Source organism: Acinetobacter sp. UBA5934 (genome assembly GCF_002430855.1).
GTDB lineage: Bacteria > Pseudomonadota > Gammaproteobacteria > Pseudomonadales > Moraxellaceae > Acinetobacter.
Genome location: NZ_DJDC01000187.1, coordinates 1 through 16,583, shown reverse-complemented (window position 1 = coordinate 16,583; position 16,583 = coordinate 1). Strand labels below are relative to the sequence as shown.

General features: G+C 39.5%; 14 protein-coding genes. 2 read left to right on the top strand and 12 right to left on the bottom strand.

Going from position 1 to position 16,583, the window contains the following annotated elements:
* The 3 genes from B2Y23_RS13735 to B2Y23_RS13725 all read right to left on the bottom strand — a co-directional run.
* Positions 1–1,010: NAD(P)(+) transhydrogenase (Re/Si-specific) subunit beta (locus B2Y23_RS13735; RefSeq protein ID WP_291371419.1), on the bottom strand; the 1,010-nt coding region annotated here is incomplete at its 3' end.
* Between the two features lie 3 nt (positions 1,011–1,013).
* Complete coding sequence (locus B2Y23_RS13730) at positions 1,014–1,337, bottom strand: proton-translocating transhydrogenase family protein (RefSeq protein WP_291371417.1); 324 nt, start codon at positions 1,335–1,337, stop codon at positions 1,014–1,016.
* An 11-nt stretch (positions 1,338–1,348) separates the two neighbouring features.
* Positions 1,349–2,476 (bottom strand): Re/Si-specific NAD(P)(+) transhydrogenase subunit alpha, encoded by a 1,128-nt coding sequence (locus B2Y23_RS13725; RefSeq protein WP_291357037.1) that lies wholly within the window; start codon positions 2,474–2,476, stop codon positions 1,349–1,351.
* A 981-nt stretch (positions 2,477–3,457) separates the two neighbouring features.
* On the opposite strand from B2Y23_RS13725, the gene B2Y23_RS13720 reads away from it, so the two are divergent.
* Positions 3,458–4,384, top strand: coding sequence for a DMT family transporter (locus B2Y23_RS13720; protein ID WP_291357035.1), 927 nt, complete (start codon positions 3,458–3,460; stop codon positions 4,382–4,384).
* A 177-nt stretch (positions 4,385–4,561) separates the two neighbouring features.
* The gene (locus tag B2Y23_RS13715) at positions 4,562–5,755 is read left to right on the top strand and encodes an MFS transporter (protein ID WP_291371415.1); all 1,194 of its coding nucleotides are present in this window, start codon (positions 4,562–4,564) and stop codon (positions 5,753–5,755) included.
* A gap of 64 nt (positions 5,756–5,819) precedes the next feature.
* Here the strand turns inward: B2Y23_RS13715 and B2Y23_RS13710 are convergent, their stop codons facing one another.
* The 9 genes from B2Y23_RS13710 to B2Y23_RS13670 all read right to left on the bottom strand — a co-directional run.
* Positions 5,820–6,464, bottom strand: a complete 645-nt coding sequence (locus B2Y23_RS13710) for a HEPN domain-containing protein (protein ID WP_291371413.1) — start codon at positions 6,462–6,464, stop codon at positions 5,820–5,822.
* 206 nt (positions 6,465–6,670) lie between these two features.
* Positions 6,671–7,804 carry a glycosyltransferase family 4 protein gene (locus B2Y23_RS13705; RefSeq protein WP_291357029.1) on the bottom strand — a complete coding sequence of 378 codons (1,134 nt, stop codon included), beginning with the start codon at positions 7,802–7,804 and terminating at the stop codon, positions 6,671–6,673.
* Entirely contained in the window at positions 7,801–8,949 is a 1,149-nt protein-coding gene (locus tag B2Y23_RS13700) for a glycosyltransferase family 4 protein (protein WP_291357027.1), read from the bottom strand. The genes B2Y23_RS13705 and B2Y23_RS13700 overlap by 4 nt, the downstream gene beginning before the upstream one ends.
* Entirely contained in the window at positions 8,946–9,842 is an 897-nt protein-coding gene (locus tag B2Y23_RS13695; RefSeq protein ID WP_291357025.1) for an NAD-dependent epimerase/dehydratase family protein, read from the bottom strand. The genes B2Y23_RS13700 and B2Y23_RS13695 overlap by 4 nt, the downstream gene beginning before the upstream one ends.
* Positions 9,842–10,879 carry a GDP-mannose 4,6-dehydratase gene (gene gmd, locus B2Y23_RS13690; RefSeq protein WP_291357023.1) on the bottom strand — a complete coding sequence of 346 codons (1,038 nt, stop codon included), beginning with the start codon at positions 10,877–10,879 and terminating at the stop codon, positions 9,842–9,844. The genes B2Y23_RS13695 and gmd overlap by 1 nt, the downstream gene beginning before the upstream one ends.
* Positions 10,880–10,920: 41 nt before the next feature.
* Entirely contained in the window at positions 10,921–13,419 is a 2,499-nt protein-coding gene (locus B2Y23_RS13685) for a glycosyltransferase family 4 protein (protein WP_291371411.1), read from the bottom strand.
* The gene (locus B2Y23_RS13680; RefSeq protein ID WP_291371409.1) at positions 13,403–14,809 is read right to left on the bottom strand and encodes a class I SAM-dependent methyltransferase; all 1,407 of its coding nucleotides are present in this window, start codon (positions 14,807–14,809) and stop codon (positions 13,403–13,405) included. The genes B2Y23_RS13685 and B2Y23_RS13680 overlap by 17 nt, the downstream gene beginning before the upstream one ends.
* Positions 14,806–16,026 carry an ABC transporter ATP-binding protein gene (locus B2Y23_RS13675; protein WP_291371407.1) on the bottom strand — a complete coding sequence of 407 codons (1,221 nt, stop codon included), beginning with the start codon at positions 16,024–16,026 and terminating at the stop codon, positions 14,806–14,808. The genes B2Y23_RS13680 and B2Y23_RS13675 overlap by 4 nt, the downstream gene beginning before the upstream one ends.
* Positions 16,026–16,583, bottom strand: a 558-nt coding sequence (locus B2Y23_RS13670; RefSeq protein ID WP_291371405.1) for an ABC transporter permease, incomplete at its 5' end; no start/stop codon positions are given. The genes B2Y23_RS13670 and B2Y23_RS13675, both read right to left, overlap by 1 nt.

The following is a 16,583-nucleotide window of genomic DNA, read 5'->3' as shown; positions in this document are numbered from 1 at the left end:
CCTTGCGCCATACCATAACCCGGTACAATTACCACGCTGTCTGCATTTGACATCAGGAAGCCCGCATCATCTGCTGAACCTGAACGGTGGTTACGCTGAACCTGTTCGCCTTTGTCGCCAGAAGCAACTGCTGCACCACCCATTGCACCACCAAACAATACGTTGATGATAGAACGGTTCATGGCTTTACACATGATGTAAGACAGAATTGCGCCTGAAGAACCTACCAGTGAACCTGCAACAATCAACATATTGTTTTCTAAAGTGAAACCAATACCCGCTGCTGCCCAGCCAGAGAATGAGTTCAACAGTGATACCACGACTGGCATATCACCGCCACCGACCGGTGCAATCCATACCCAGCCAAATGCAAGTGCAAGTGCAGTCATTGCCCAGAACGATGTCATGTCGCCGGTTAAGAAGAAGTTGATCCCACAACCCAGCATTGCCAGGAAAATAATCGCTTGTACCGGTTTAACCCAGGTACCCGAGATGGTTTTTGCCCATTTCTTCGCAGCCAGTTTACCGTAAGCAAATACAGATGCTGTAAAGGTAATCGCCCCCACGAAACAGCCAACAAACAATTCAAATAAATGAACGCTGCTCATGTGTGCATGCTGAACACCAGCAGCAGTTAAAGCCGCTTCATTTTGTGCAAATAACGCTGTTAACTGGTTGTTATGCAAAATTGCAGCAATGGCAATTAAAACTGCAGCCAAACCAACGAGCGAGTGCATCAAGGCAACAGTTTCAGGCATTTGTGTCATAGGAACGGTACGTGCACGGGCAATACCTACAACAGCACCCAGAACCATTGCACCAACAATCATCCAAACGACTGGATGTTCAGCGACAAAGAAAGTAGTGATCACGGCAATTGCCATCGCAATCATACCGTAACGGTTACCGGCAATTGCAGTCTTAGGACCTGACAAGCCACGTAGCGTCAAGATAAAAAGAATGGCACCGATCAAGTAGAACCAATTGGCATATTCTCGAATAAATTCCATTGATTATCCCTCTTTCTTCTTTTGCTTTGGCTTAAACATTTCAAGCATACGTGCAGTCACGGCGAAACCACCGAAAATGTTGATGCTTGCCAGGAACACAGCTACTGCACCTAAAATACTTACGATATTCACGCTTTGAAAAGTTACGTTGGCATCAACACCAATGACTGGTAAACCTACGGTTTGAATCATCGCACCGACAATAATGATGGAAGACAATGCATTGGTTACAGCCATCAATGGCGTATGTAAAGCAGGTGTTACGCCCCAAACCACGTAGTAACCTACGAAGATGGCAAGGACGAAAATTGTAATCGTTTCAACCATGATCTATCTCCTTAACCACGCTTCAGCAGTACTTGACCGCCATGAGTTACTAGAAGGGCTTTTTGAATTTCTTCTTCCGGATTGATGGCAAAGTTTTTCTCTGCATCAAACAGTGTCTCGAGGAAATTAAAAACGTTACGTGCATACAGCGCTGAAGCTTCAGTCGCAACTGTAGAAGGAATATTTGGAATACCGAGAATGGTTACGCCATTATCGGTCACCACGTTTTCGCCGCATTTTGAGCCTTCAACGTTACCGCCCGATTCAACCGCCATGTCCAGAATGATTGATCCTGGTTTCATTTTGGCAACCGTTTCAGTACGAATTAAACGCGGTGCATCACGGCCTGGTAAAAGTGCAGTGGTAATCACGATGTCAGCATTGGAAACTGCTTTGTCGACAATGGCAGCCTGGTCTTTGATGTATTGCTCACCTGGCATCCATCCATAACCATTTTTAGCAGCGTCAGCAGCTTTTTGTTTTTCTTCATCAGACATCGGAACGTCTAACCACTTACCGCCAAGTGATTCCACCTGGTCACGTGCAGTTGGACGTAAATCTGTTGCTTCTACCACAGCACCTAAACGTTTTGCAGTCGCAATCGCTTGCAGACCGGCAACACCTACACCCATGATCACAACACGAGCCGGTTTTACCGTACCTGCTGCAGTCATCAGCATGGGGAACATGCGTTGATATTCTGCTGCCGCTAAAAGTACCGACTTATAACCGGCCAAGTTAGCTTGAGAAGACAACACGTCCATGTTTTGAGCACGGGAAAGCGTACGAGGCAAAAGCTCTAATGCAAATGCAGAAACCTGCTGCGATGCAAACTGATCAAGTTCAGTATTGCGATACGGGTCAAACATCGCAATGACTGCGGTATTTGGCGCAAGCTTTTGAATTTCGTCGCCGTGAGGAGCACGAACTTTCAAAATAATCTGACTGCCGGTATAGGCATCATCCGTAATTTTGGCGCCGACCTGTTCATAAGCACTGTCAATATAAGCAGCTTTTACACCTGCTCTACGTTCAATGACTACAGTATGACCAGCACTGATCAACTTCTTTACTGTTTCTGGCGTTGCAGCCACACGATTTTCACCGACCACAGTTTCGGTTGGGATTCCGATCTGCATGAGCGTTCCTCAAGCTAATTTTTCTTAAGTAAACATCGCGGTAAGCAATGTTTCCCCCAGGATGCGTTTTTGTTGAATTTTTGGATTCTAATTGAACTTTTTTAAATTACCACCCAATATTTATTTAATAAATACCCATATTTTGAACTGGTGATTCATAAAAATAATCGTGCAATACCTGATTTATTACTTTGACTTTCATTTGAACTGTTCTGTTTGACTTTATAAGCCAGTTTCAAAATCACCAGCGTTATGCAATTTAAATAAGGCAAACTGGGGTGGTATCGCCGCTCCAAATACAGGATTGATCTTTCTGACAGGTGTAATTAGGCGGCTAGATTTCCTATAAGTCTGCAAAGTTGCCTGATTTATCTATAAAATTATTAAATTTAGATGCTTGTCTTTACCCAATTGGCAGATTTGACAGATTTCGCCTATTTTTTCAGATGAAAAGATGATCATTGCAAGAACTACTATTTTTCCTGAAAATGAAGATTAAATCTGCCATAAAAATTGCTTATTTTCCTTATTTTTATATTTTTTTTGATGTTTTATGCTTATTCATCATAAGTCTAATAAGATAAAAAAATGCATGAATATTTTTTTCCTCACCATTTCGCTTGATGATGTTTTAATCTTGACCCCAGTCAATTGTGTGTTTTTCGCACCAACTTGGTGCAGATAATCATATTTTAGGCTCATTTAGGTTTTTTTATTCAATTTAATCCTCAGCTTACAGCTCAGCCATACCTTTAACACGGGTTGTCTGAATATAATTTACCCAATATTTATGCGCCTGATTTGTGATAGGGATTAAGAATTATGTCGATTCACCTCAATTAGCCTGATTTCTTAGACTTAATCATTCCATATTGGAATCATAGCCATCATATTTTTGTATTTAACCTTGAGGACTAAAAACTCTACAATTCACGCTTACCTTCCTACTTTCAGATCAGAAGCCTTCATCAGGTAGATAAAATGAAACTGAGTCTAACGAAAACACAACTAGGTTCATTGTTTGCGATCTGTGCTGCTTTCTTGTTTAGTACCAAAGCCATTTTTATTAAGCAAACCTATGCCTTGTCACCTCTGGTCGATGGCACGGTGCTGATGGCGTTAAGAATGGTCAGCGCCTTACCGTTTTTCTTGCTGCTTTGCTGGTTCAACCGTCATCACAATAAAAACATGGCAGCCAAAGACTGGGTTCTTTTGATTGTTGCCGGGCTGATCGGTTACTACTTTTCAAGCTGGCTGGATTTTGCCGGTCTGATGTATATCAGTGCATCCCTCGAACGGATTATTTTATTTCTTTATCCCACCCTGACCGTTTTGGCTTCCAGTGTTATTTATAAACAGAAACTGAGCCTGCAAAGTATGCTGGCCATCGCTTTAAGTTACGGGGGTACGGTCATTGTGATGTTGCAGGAACAAAGCAATGTCTCTCATGAAGGTAATTTCTGGCTTGGGGCAAGTCTGGTATTCGCCAGTGCCATTAGTTTTGCCATATATTTATTGCTCACCCCTCGCCTGATTGAAAAATTTGGTTCCTGGAATTTCACCGGTTTGACCCTCTCTGTGGCCTGTATGGGTACATTAATCCATTATTTTGTTGCCACACCACAACCGCTGTATTTATTGGCACAGCTTCCTTCCAGTGTAATTGGGTACGGGATTGCCCTGGGCTTTTTAGTGACTGTTTTACCCACCATTCTGATGGCGCAAAGTATTGCCCGGCTGGGTGCTGCACAGTCGGCCATGATTGCCTCTATTGGCCCGATTCTGACCATTATTTTGGCCACCATTTTTCTGGGTGAGCATTTAAATGCCATGCAGTGGTTGGGCTGTGTGCTGAATATTATTGGGGTAATGATGATTACCCTGTCGAAAAAGAAATTCTCGCATTAAGTTTTGTCCGGTCTAATTCAGATCAGACTAAACCTAAAAACAAGGCTTGCAAAATAGCCCTAAAAAACCAAACAAGAGAGTGCTTTTCCCGTATATTTGCATTTCCAGATTGTATACTCTGCATAGACTTGGCAATGCCAGCCATCTTTGCTTGCCTGAAATAAAACAAGGACTGTTATGAAGACTTCTCTCGACATCAGCCAGGATAAATCCTTGCTCTGGCTAATGGCCATGGCTTGTGGTCTGTGTGCGGGAGCCAACTATTATTGCCAGCCTTTAATCCATTCCATCCAGCAATATTTTAATGTAGCTGAGTCACAAGTGGCGTTAACGGTGACTTTTGCCCAGGTGTCTTATGCACTTGGCTTGCTGTTTATTGTGCCGGTGGGTGACATTGTCAATAAAACCAAATTCATTCCACTGCTCATGTTTTTCGCTGCCATTGGACTATTCATTTGTGCTTTCGCGGTCAATTTACCCATGCTTTGGCTGGGAACCATGATTACAGGTTTGTTTTCTGTTGCAGCCCAGATTCTTATTCCCTTTGCGACTATGGCGGTGAAACCGGAAAAAACTGGTGAAGTGGTTGGCTTCCTGATGAGTGGGCTGCTCGTCGGTTTACTGCTGTCTACCAGTTTGGCAGGCTTACTTTCTAATCTGTTCAACTGGAAACTCATCTATGCAGTCAGTGGAGTATTAATGCTGTTCTTGGCTTTTTTACTCAAAGCCAAACTGCCTCACATCACAGTATTAAAAATGAGCTATGCGCAAATTTTTAAATCTATGGCGGTTTTACTAAAACAGGAACCACGTTTGGGATTGCGCGCTTTGATTGGTGCTTTTATTTTTGCTGCTATGAGTACCCTGTTTTCTACCATTGCCGTTTTACTTAGTTCCGAACCCTTTCATTTATCAGATGTTCTGGTGGGTGTAGTGACTTTAATTGGTGTATTTGGAGCTCTCTCGACCACTAAAATCGGCAAAATTGCCGATCAGGGACATACCCTGGCTCTCACATGGATCGGTCTGGCATTGCTGATGATCAGCTGGCTGTTTTTCTATATTGGCGGCCAGGCTTTATGGGGCTATGTTGTGGGTTACGGTATCATCAGCTTGGGTTTGACCGTGGTGCATACCAGTAATCAGAGTATTATTTTCCGGTTGCGTCCAGATGCCAAATCACGCATTAATTCCATCTATATGACCTCTTACTTTATTGGTGGGGCGTGTGGTTCGGCACTTGGCGTTTATTCATGGCATCATGGCGGCTGGAGCATGACCTGCATGGCCGGATTGAGTCTAGTCCTTTGCGCTGCCTTTTTTGCCTTTCTGGATATGCGTTATCACACTCGTGCATCTTCCCCTTCATAAAATAAAAGCTGGATCTGCTTATTGAAACAGCTTTTTATCCTGATTTTTACTTAAAAAATTTACCTTAGGATACTTGCACCACGGGATAAAACGGTTTGCCTAAATCTAGGGTTTTGGCATTTTCCAAAAGTACCAACATGAATATGGGCAATAAAGCCACCAAGATATTACAGGTATCCTGCAGTTGCCGGCGATTAACCGAACTATTATAGGTTGCACCGCCATGGATCATCTGGTTACGTAAAGTATAAAGGCGATTAAAAACAACAAATAAAATATCTACCGAGGATTTTTCCTGTAAGGCTTTATGAACCTTTTTCTTTTCCTGATCAAAGTCTTCCTTCCAGCTACGCTGGCTAATTTTCTGATTCTGATAATCCCAGAAGCCCTGATATACATAGGGATTTTCTAAAAGCAGGCGGATGGGTTGGCTAAATTTATCCCACAAAATATGATAGATTTTATGTTCCTGATCTTTTTGACAGATTAAATATAAGAACTGCCGTAATGACTGCTTGTCCTGATTTAATCCGGCGTCCTGTGCATAAATGGCATTGAATGAAATCCACAGACTCATGAATTTAAGATCAAGGTCGCTATCCAGTTCGACTGATTTTTTTAGCCAGCTTAAGCCCCGGTGGATTCTTAAGTTGAAGTAATCTGAATGCTCTGCTTTTTTACTTTTAAAAATCTCTTCTAAAAGCATCATTTATCTGCTCATACTTTATTATTCTCATAATTAAACATACTCAATTTTATGAAATTTACAATATACAGAATTGACTAGTCAGTGGTTTTGTATTGAATAATTCATATAGCCATATAAAAGGCCTATCCACTCCTTTCTGCTGTGTTGTTGCTTTGAGCAGAAAGGACAGATAGGCCTGATTTTCTTGCATTTTTATTATTGAGCTTCTAACTTTTTACTGCATCATGACTATTATCGAGTAGCGAACGGTACAATTTTACATATTGATCTGTCATAAGATCAGCAGTAAAAAGTTTTTCATAACGCTGCTTGGCATTTTGTCCATATCGCTGAGCTGAAATAGGATCATGCCACAACGCGAGCATGGCATCGCGTAAAGCTACCGGATCTGATGGCGGGATAACCAAACCCGTTTCTTGATGAATATTAATGTATGTTGTGCCAGTTCCAATTTCACTTGAAATTAAAGGCTTGCCATACATCGCTCCTTCCAGTAAAGAAATACCAAAGGCTTCTGAACGAAGGTGTGATGGAAACACTACACTAAAACATAGTTCAAGCAGAGCAAATTTATCTTCATCAGGCAATCGCCCCAAGAAATGAATATTCTTTAAACCCATTTTGTCAGCTTGCTGACGCAATTCATCTTCCATAGGCCCTGCCCCCATAATGACAACGGGCAAATCCACATCTTTCATAGCCTCGACCAGAATGTGCAGCCCCTTGTAATAACGTAGTGCACCAACAAACAGAAAGAAACGCCCGCGCAAATGCTGCTGCCAATATTCCCGACGTGCTCTATCACTTGGAGGATAGGACGCCCGATCAAGTCCAATTGGAATAATGCTCGTTTTATGCTGGTAACGATGCAGGATTGGGCTGGTAACCGTATAGTTGGGAGAAGTTGCAACAATGTGATCCACACTATTCATAAATCGATGCAACAAAGGGCTATATAGTTGTAATAGTAGCTTCTGCTTAACAATATCTGAGTGGTAAGTTAATACAGTAGGTTTCTGGCAATGGGTGGCAAAATGCACCAAGTCCATGAATGGCCATGGAAAATGGTAATGTACAATATCTGCCTGTTCAGCTAATTCCTGAAAATCTTTAAAAACGGATAGTGAAAATCCAGTCGATGCTAAATAAAAATCTTGCTTGGACGTATGCGTAATATGATGAGCATATGGCTGATTTCGGGTCGCGCCTCGCTTACTGAGTGTCAAGACTTCAGCAGAAACTCCATGAGTTCTTACCCCCTCAGCAAGTTGACATATGAGTTGTTCAATACCGCCCAGGCTATCGGGATAATAAGCCTTATAAAAATGTAAAACTTTCAAGAAGAAGACACCATTATTTTTTTATATACATGAGTAGTTTGCTGTGCACAAAGCGACCAGGAAAATACCGATGCTCGTTCTAGGCCCTTTTCAATGGCCCATTTTCGCCAAGTATCATCCTGCAATCCCCGAGCTAAAAGTTCAGATAATTGATCTATATCTTGAGCTTCGGACATTAACGCTACATCACCGACCACTTCCGGCAATGATGAACTGTTTGAACATACCACAGGTATACCCGAAGCCATAGCCTCCAAGACCGGCAAACCAAAACCTTCATATAAAGAAGGAAATGCAAACAGTCTAGCTCCAGAAAAAATAAAAGGTAAATGCTCTGCAGGCAAAAAGCCTAAATACTTTGCCCAACCTTCTTTTTCAGCCTTTTGAATTTTTTGATGTATGTCTTCACTTCGCCAGCCCTGATATCCGGTCAATATCAGTGGATAACGTTGCCTAAGACTCATAGGTAACATGGCATAGGCATTTAATAAAGCCATAATATTTTTACGTGGCTCAATCGTTCCCACAAAAAGTGCATATTCGCCACTTTTTAAACCGTATTGTTGTAAACATGGAGCCAATTCATCCGCTGACCGGGGATGAAACTCTGGACCACATGCTAGGGGTACTGCATGAATTTTATCGATCGGCCAAGAAAAATAATTAGACAATTCCTGTCGGGTAAATTCAGAGTCTGTGATTAAGGCATCTGCTTGTTTTAATGTGTTTTTTAATTCTTTTTGCAAGTATTTAATACGCTGTGGCGTATTACATTCACTCCAGGTAAACGGAGATAAATCATGAAAAGTGGCGATTTTTGGACCGGCAAAGGGCGGAAGAAAAAAATTGGGACCATGAAACAAGAAATCTTTATTGCCACGTAAAGCTCTTGCCTTTAAACAAGGCATTAATAATCTATAAGCTTCTGTCGCTAAATAACTACTTTGAACCAACTGCTTAAGTTTATGCTGATTTCCTGCTTCTTCAGTCACCTTAGGTAACTCTGGTAAAAATTTTTTACCAGTAAAGAAGCGCAGATCTGTAATCTCCGGAGAATCTTGTAAATGTCTTGCCAGTTCATAAGTATATCGGCCAATACCGGTCAGCGGAAAGCGTACAGCGTCTATAGATAAAATAACTTTCATTCGCTTTTTAACATCCAGCTTAAAGTTTCATGAAGTTTGGGGACTTGCCAATCCCCTATTATTGTTTTTAGTAAGGTCGCATCTCCACACAGGGTTTTGACTTCACCGGCACGAACAAATGCCGGGTTGACCTGAATGTCTATGTGATGACCAGTAATTTCTTCACACATAGCCACTATTTCACGTAATGAATAGACCTCTTCAGAACAGACATTAACCGTATGTCCAAATGCTTTTGCCTCGATTAAGCAACGATAAGCATTAACCACTGCTCGTACATCACTAAAATCTCTCCATACCTCAAGATTACCTAATTCAATTACATTCGCTTGAGATTTAAAATGAGCAACTATCTTGGGTAATAGGAAATTTTCTGTCTGACCGACACCGGTATAATTAAAAGGTCGAGTGATAATAATAGGCAATTTGTCTTGCCAAAGTTTGGCCATATACTCCATGGCTAATTTACTTACCGCATAATCGTTGGCAGGTGCAGGCGATGTATTTTCAGAAAGGCTTCCTTCCGAGGTATTTCCATATACATTTGCACTACTTGCAAGCAGTATTGCTTCTGGTTTTTTTTCAGCTTTTGCTAATACTTCTAAAAGATTACGTGTGCCTTGTAAATTAATCTGATAAAAAGCATTCGCATCGCCATGTCCAACAAATGCAATTGCAGCCAAATGAATGACGATATCAGGTTGTACTTGTGCAATTACTGCAGTTAATTCTGCAATATTCGTCAGGTCAGCCTGATAATAGTCAACAGTAAGAGCAGACTTAGAACCTAAGCCTGCTACATGATATCCGGCAGCTTGCATTTCTGCTGCCATATATTGTCCAGTAAAACCTTCACTGCCAGTAATCAATACTGTTTTGACTGCATTAATCATTAGAATGAGAAACCTTGTGTGTTACGACGTAAGTCTTCCTCTACCATCATTTGGCAAAGCTCTTCCAAGGTTGTTTTAGGTTCCCAACCTAATTTTTCTTTGGCTTTTTCAGGATTACCAATTAATAATTCCACCTCAGCAGGACGGTAGAACTTTGGATTGATACGTACGAGAACTTGACCGCTTGCGCTATCAATTCCGACTTCATTTTCGTCTTTTCCTTCAAAACGAAGCGTATAACCCGCAGCCTTAAATGCCATCGCTACAAAGTCGCGAACAGTTTCAGTACGGTTTGTTGCCAACACATATGTATCAGGCTCATCTGCCTGCAACATACGCCACATGCCTTCTACATACTCTTTAGCAAAGCCCCAATCACGCTTGGCATCCAGATTACCGAGCTCCAGTACATCCAGTTTACCCAGTTTGATTTTTGCCACTGAATCGGTAATTTTTCGGGTCACAAATTCGCGACCACGTAGCGGAGACTCATGGTTGAATAAAATGCCGCTACAACCAAAAATGTTATAACTTTCACGATAATTGATGGTGATCCAATGCGCATACAGCTTTGCAACACCGTATGGGCTACGCGGATAAAATGGAGTGTCTTCCACTTGTGGAATCGCCTGAACCTTACCAAACATTTCAGAAGTTGAAGCTTGGTAAAAACGAATTTTTGGATTCACAATTCGGATAGCTTCAAGTAAATTTAAAGGTCCAATACCTGTAATTTCTGCTGTCGTTACAGGTTGATCAAAAGACACGCCGACAAAACTTTGTGCTGCCAGGTTATATACTTCAGTCGCACCGGTAGTTTGTAAAAGTCGAATACTCGAAGACAAATCCGTTAAATCGTATTCAACCAAATGAAGGTTCGGATGTTGATCAATCCCTAATTCTTCAATACGCCAGAAATTCACCGAACTTGTACGGCGATAAGTCCCGTAAACTGTATACCCCTTTTCAAGTAATAGCTGTGCTAAATAAGCACCATCTTGACCGGTAATACCCGTAATAATTGAAATTTTCATCATAATATACCTAATAATAAATTAGTAATTCCGCAATATAAATATCAAGTTAAATCAAATGCTTTCATAAGTTGAACTGTACTTTGCTTCCATGTTAAAGCATTAATAGAAGAAGTTTTTGGATGGTTATTCTGTAGAAAAAGTTCAATCCAATTCTCTATAAAGGTGGCTAATTCCCTATCATGAGTACAATTAAAATAAGCTGCTTGAATCCCTGCAACCTCTCGAAATACAGGAATATCTCTGGCGATTATGGGAATATTGTATTTTGCTGCTTCAATAAGTGGAAGACCAAATCCTTCGCCTACACTTGCAGCTATTAGACACGTTGAAGAGTTGTATACCAAATTCAAATATTCATCACTTATTCCTTGTAACCAAAATAATCTTTTTCCAAGTTGTTTATGATTTCTTATCTTGTTGATAACCTTCTCATTGCGCCAACCTTCTTTCCCCACAATAACAAGCACTTTGTCAGAGTCAGGCTGAGACCAAAAAATGTCAAAAGCATCTAATACTAAATCATGCCCTTTGCGTGGCTCAACAGTACCTACCATTAAAAATGACTTTGAATTTTTTATTTTTTCTAATACATAATTTGAATCATTCGGGAGCCCTGTAGATGGTATCGAACTATCTATATCAGCCCCAAGATAAAAATGTCTGATTTTAAGAAATCGATTTGGCTCAGTTACATTATCGTTAATCCATTCTTTTAATTTTGTCGCAACATCTTGAGAGATACATAGGGCATAATCTGCGAGTGCAACAACTTTAAGCCATTCTATGAACTCATTAGATAGGTCAGGTACAAAAAATTCTGGGAACTGAACTGGCAACAAGTCATAAACCACTACACCGACAACTACTCCACGTATCTGTAGTTCATTTAATATTGGTTTTTTGGCAATAAAACTGCCGGGATGAAGATCCAGAATTAAAATATGATCACCAGGGAAAAAATGTACAATTGACTCTCTAAGAGAAGATTCTTCAACAGGATGCAGTTTTCCATTTATATTTAAAGAATGATAAAAATAATGATGTCCACTATAAGAAAAAATTGGTTCAACAGAATAATTACTAAATTCGTTAGTCGATAATTCATGCAGTATGGCTCTTACCACACGTTGTATACCTGTGGCATGATCAAAATGAATTAAACAACTAATATCTATATAAATCTTATTTTTAACACTTGGGTGATTTGCACCGATAGATTTACTTATTACTCTGATTTCCCTGTCATTCAAATGATAAGTTTTGATTAACTCTCCTGCTTCTTTAATAATTAGATCTTCTTCATCTATTTTTTGATCTTTAATTTTTCTATTTAAATAAAGATCTTCAAACTTTTCTAAAATTAAGCCAGCAGATTTGTCCCAAGAAAACTTTTCAAGCTGTTTTTTTTCCTGTTCAATCAATAAAGAACGATAATTTTTATCAATAATAATTTTATTAAGTTTTCCTGCTAATTCATCAATATCAAATGGATCAAATAGGGCCTCTGGACAACCCACTACTTCAGGTAAACTCGAAGAATTTGCAGCCAAAACTGGGGCAGCGCATGCTATTGCTTCTAATGGAGGTAATCCGAAGCCTTCACTATAGGAGGGAAAAACAAATGCAGCACATTTATTATATAGTATAGAAATATGTTCATCTGGTGCGTAACCTAAGAATATTAAACATTGTCTAGGTATTAAATATTTCTCTGCAATTTTTCTAAAATGTTCTTCTGCCTGCTGGATATCCTTTCCTACCATAACAAGGGGATAGGAATTCTGATGGTTAGGACTAAGTTTTGAATAAGCCTTAAGTAAGGAACTTAAATTTTTATGATCATCAGCCCCTCCCACATATAGAAAAAACTTTTCATCATTAAGGGACGCTATAACATCTTTAACAGAACATGACTTATGAAAAAAAACATCTGATCTATAAGAATTTGCAGCAACTACAACATCATCTGGATCAATATAAAGACGGTTACATATTTCTTGTTTAGAATAATTAGAAACAGTTAAAATTAAGTCTGATTTTTTTGTTTGATCAATCTTTTCTAAATACCAACCTCGAATAGAACTGCTGAGATATTTATCTTCATAGATCAGTGGTATTACGTCATGTAAGGTTGTACATATAATCATGTCACTATGATATCTGCCTATACTCGTAGCAGCATTCTCGTTCCATCCTTCTTGAAAATTAGGAATCCACAACACGTCAGGATGAAGCTTAAAAATACACCATTCTCTGATTAATTCTGCAACGGCTCTATGTGCAGGATTACCTGAAATCCCACTTATATCGTCAAAATGTTGCAGCCAGAACTTAATATTTTCAGGTGGAACTAAGGCACCAAAAATATCATAAATTTCAGCTTTACTAGATCCGAGTGATGAATTTGCAAGTAGAATTAGCTCATGTTTATCTTTAGTTAATTTAGCCAGTGCTTTAACAATTTCTACAACATATCGGCCAACACCTCTTTGACCTGAGGCCTCACTTTGGGCACATTGCACATCAACAACAATCCGCATTATCGGCTCCTTTTTCATTAGTAACTTTCTTAAGTTTTTTATTTATTTCAGATTCATAAGGAGTCAAAATTATAGTTTCATTGCTGTTTAAGCTAATGCCCTCTACTTTTGTATTGAAAGTTAGATTTCCTTTTGCCGAAAACTGAACAAGACGTTGATGTAATCGAGGAAATTTCTTGGTAATTGATATTATTCCAGAACGTAGGTATGGTTTATTTGAAACAAAATTAATGCTAGATCTGATCAGTAGATATAATACTTTTTTACTCATATCATAGGATCTAATACGATGAGTAGTTTCAAATATTTCACCCGATATAACCTTTTTTATAAATCTTAAAGGACGGGTTATTCTCCAAGACGTACTTTGGTGTAGATCTAAAACTCTTCCATGCCAATAGCCTATTTGTGAGTGTAATTCCTGCTGAGTTAGTTCGAAACTAGCGATCTCCTGTTGTAGCTTGCTTATCTCTGATTCTAAATCATGAGTATTATTTTCTGTTAAATGGATAATATTTTTTAACTTGCTTATCTCTGATTCTAAATTATGAACATTATTTTCTGTTAAATGGATAATATGTTTTAACTGATTTTCAATATTATCTACTTGTCGGGCTTTTACTTCAGCTTGCTGTACCTTATCTAAAAAAGCCGTATCATAACGTTCAGCTAAAGTATTTAGTTGTAAACCATATTCTTGATTAAACGCATGATTAAATAGCCCCAGTATTTCAGTTGGAGCCGTCTTTTGTGCTATCACAGCATAGTCAGGACTTACACCTTCAAATACATCATTTAATGTAGGTGATAATTTCCCTACAAGTTCTTTAGATTCTTGTAATCTCATAATTTTTGTACGGGAAAAACCATAATACTCTGGCAAAAAAGAAAGTAATTGGGGGGGAATTGGTCTTTGGTGAGTTGGATCTAAATAAAAAAATTTAGTGGCAACAGCAATACTTTCAGGATTCGGAGTTTCCATGATCAATAAGCCGCCCGGTTTCAATACGCGTAGCGCTTCTGAAACTAATGTACGTAACTGATCAAAAGAGATGTGCTCTACAACGTGAAAAGCTGAAACTATAGTTTGGCTTTCATCAGGAAGTGTTGAAAGGTATTCAGTGGCATCTCCTTTCTGAGCAGGAAGATTTCGATCAACACAGCCTTGAAGCATCTCCTCGTCTTGATCTACACCTTGAGGTAAAAAGTCTTCCTGTAGGAGTAATTCAAGCCACTCACCTCTCCCACAACCTAAATCGGTCGCTGGTGCTACTGGATAGATTTCCTTCAAAGGTGAAATAAAAGGAAGATATGCCCGTAGGCGTGAGATAATTAACTCACTTGGTCCCCGATATTTTTCCTCAAAAGCCCTATAAAAATTATCGCTCACTGAGAATGCTCCACAGTAGATGGTAACCAGGCTACCCCAACAAAATTTTCTTTATCTATATTAAGAACATTAAAAACGAGCGCCAAATCTCGCCATTCGTAATTCTTATTTATATGGGTGTCATCAGCATGTAAAGCAATTGCAACTGAATAAGTACCTGGCCCCAAATTAGCAGCAAACTGAAAGGTAAAATTCACTACAGCACCCTTTTTTACTGCTTTTATCTTATGTTTCAGATGATGTGTATTTGTACCAAAGATGGACTGGCCCAGCCTGTCTTTAATCATATAACCAAGAACAAGTTCAGGGATATCGTTAACAGCTCTTACAGCAATTTTCAATTTTACCGATTGACCAACATTTATAAATTCAACTCGCTGATCCTGTTCATTGAGCAGCATCACCTCATCTACTGTCGCTTCGCCTGTACCTGAAATAGTTTGCAACTTCCCGTCATTAGAAACGTGTTGTCTTACAGTCTGATTTTCTCTTTCAGCCAACAAAGCATTGTAATAATCCATGACTGCTTCTGGCTCACCTTCCATTTCGATTTGCCCTTGACTTAATAAAATAGCGCGGTCGCAAATGCTTTGAATGGCTTGTTTATCATGGCTAACGATTAATAATGTAGTGCCTTGTTTACGGAACTCTCGAATCCGTTCAAAACTTTTATGCTGAAAATATGCATCACCAACTGAAAGTGCTTCATCTACAATTAACACATCAGGTCTAATTGCAGTTGCTACACTAAACGCCAGACGCATTTGCATACCGCTACTATATACCCGTACAGGTTGGTCAATATAGTCACCAATTTCAGCAAATGCTTCTATATCTGGCATCAACCGATCTATATCTGCACTGGTCATTCCCAATAACTGCCCAGCCATATAGGCATTTTGACGACCGCTAAAGTCAGGATGAAATCCCATCCCCAACTCGAGCATTGCTGCGATTCGACCCTCTATTTGGACACTGCCTGTTGTGGACTGCGTGGTGCCAGTAATGAGTTTTAGTAATGTACTTTTTCCCGCCCCATTTATCCCAATGATGCCTACTGCCTCACCTGGTTGAACGGTAAAATTAATATTTTGCAATACCCATTTAAGTTCATGATATTTAGCCTTGCCAGGTGTAAACCACTCCCGCAAACGCATCCATCTATTGGAATATTGCTTATATGCTTTACCCAAATTAGTAACTGTAATTGTGCCCATTAAAGCTCATCCACCATTTCACCAACATGTTTACGAAACAAGCTTAAGCCTAAGGCACACAGCCCTAAACCCAATATCAATGGATAAACAAGAGTTATAAAATCAGGCATTTGACCAGAAACTAAAACCCCCTGATATGCTTGGATAATTGGATACATTGGATTTATTACTATTATGGATTTTATGGATTCTGGTAAAATAGCGACTGGATAAACAATAGGTGTTAACCAGAACCAAAATTGTAAAAAAATTCCAAAAAACTGACCGACATCTCGAAAAAAGACATTGAGCACGCCTAAAGTCATGCCCAGGCCTATTGAGAATATAAGTTGAACCAGTAGTATAGGAATAATCGAAAAAATCGCCCAACTTGGCCAAAAGCCAACAATAATTAGAAAAATCAAAAATAAAGAAAAAATAATAGCAAAATTCACGCTGGCATTCAGCACAGTAATAATGGGTAAACACATGCGTGGAAAACTAATTTTTTTCAATAAATTAGCATTCTCTAAAAAAATATTTTGACCGCGACCCACAATTTCAGCAAACAATCCCCA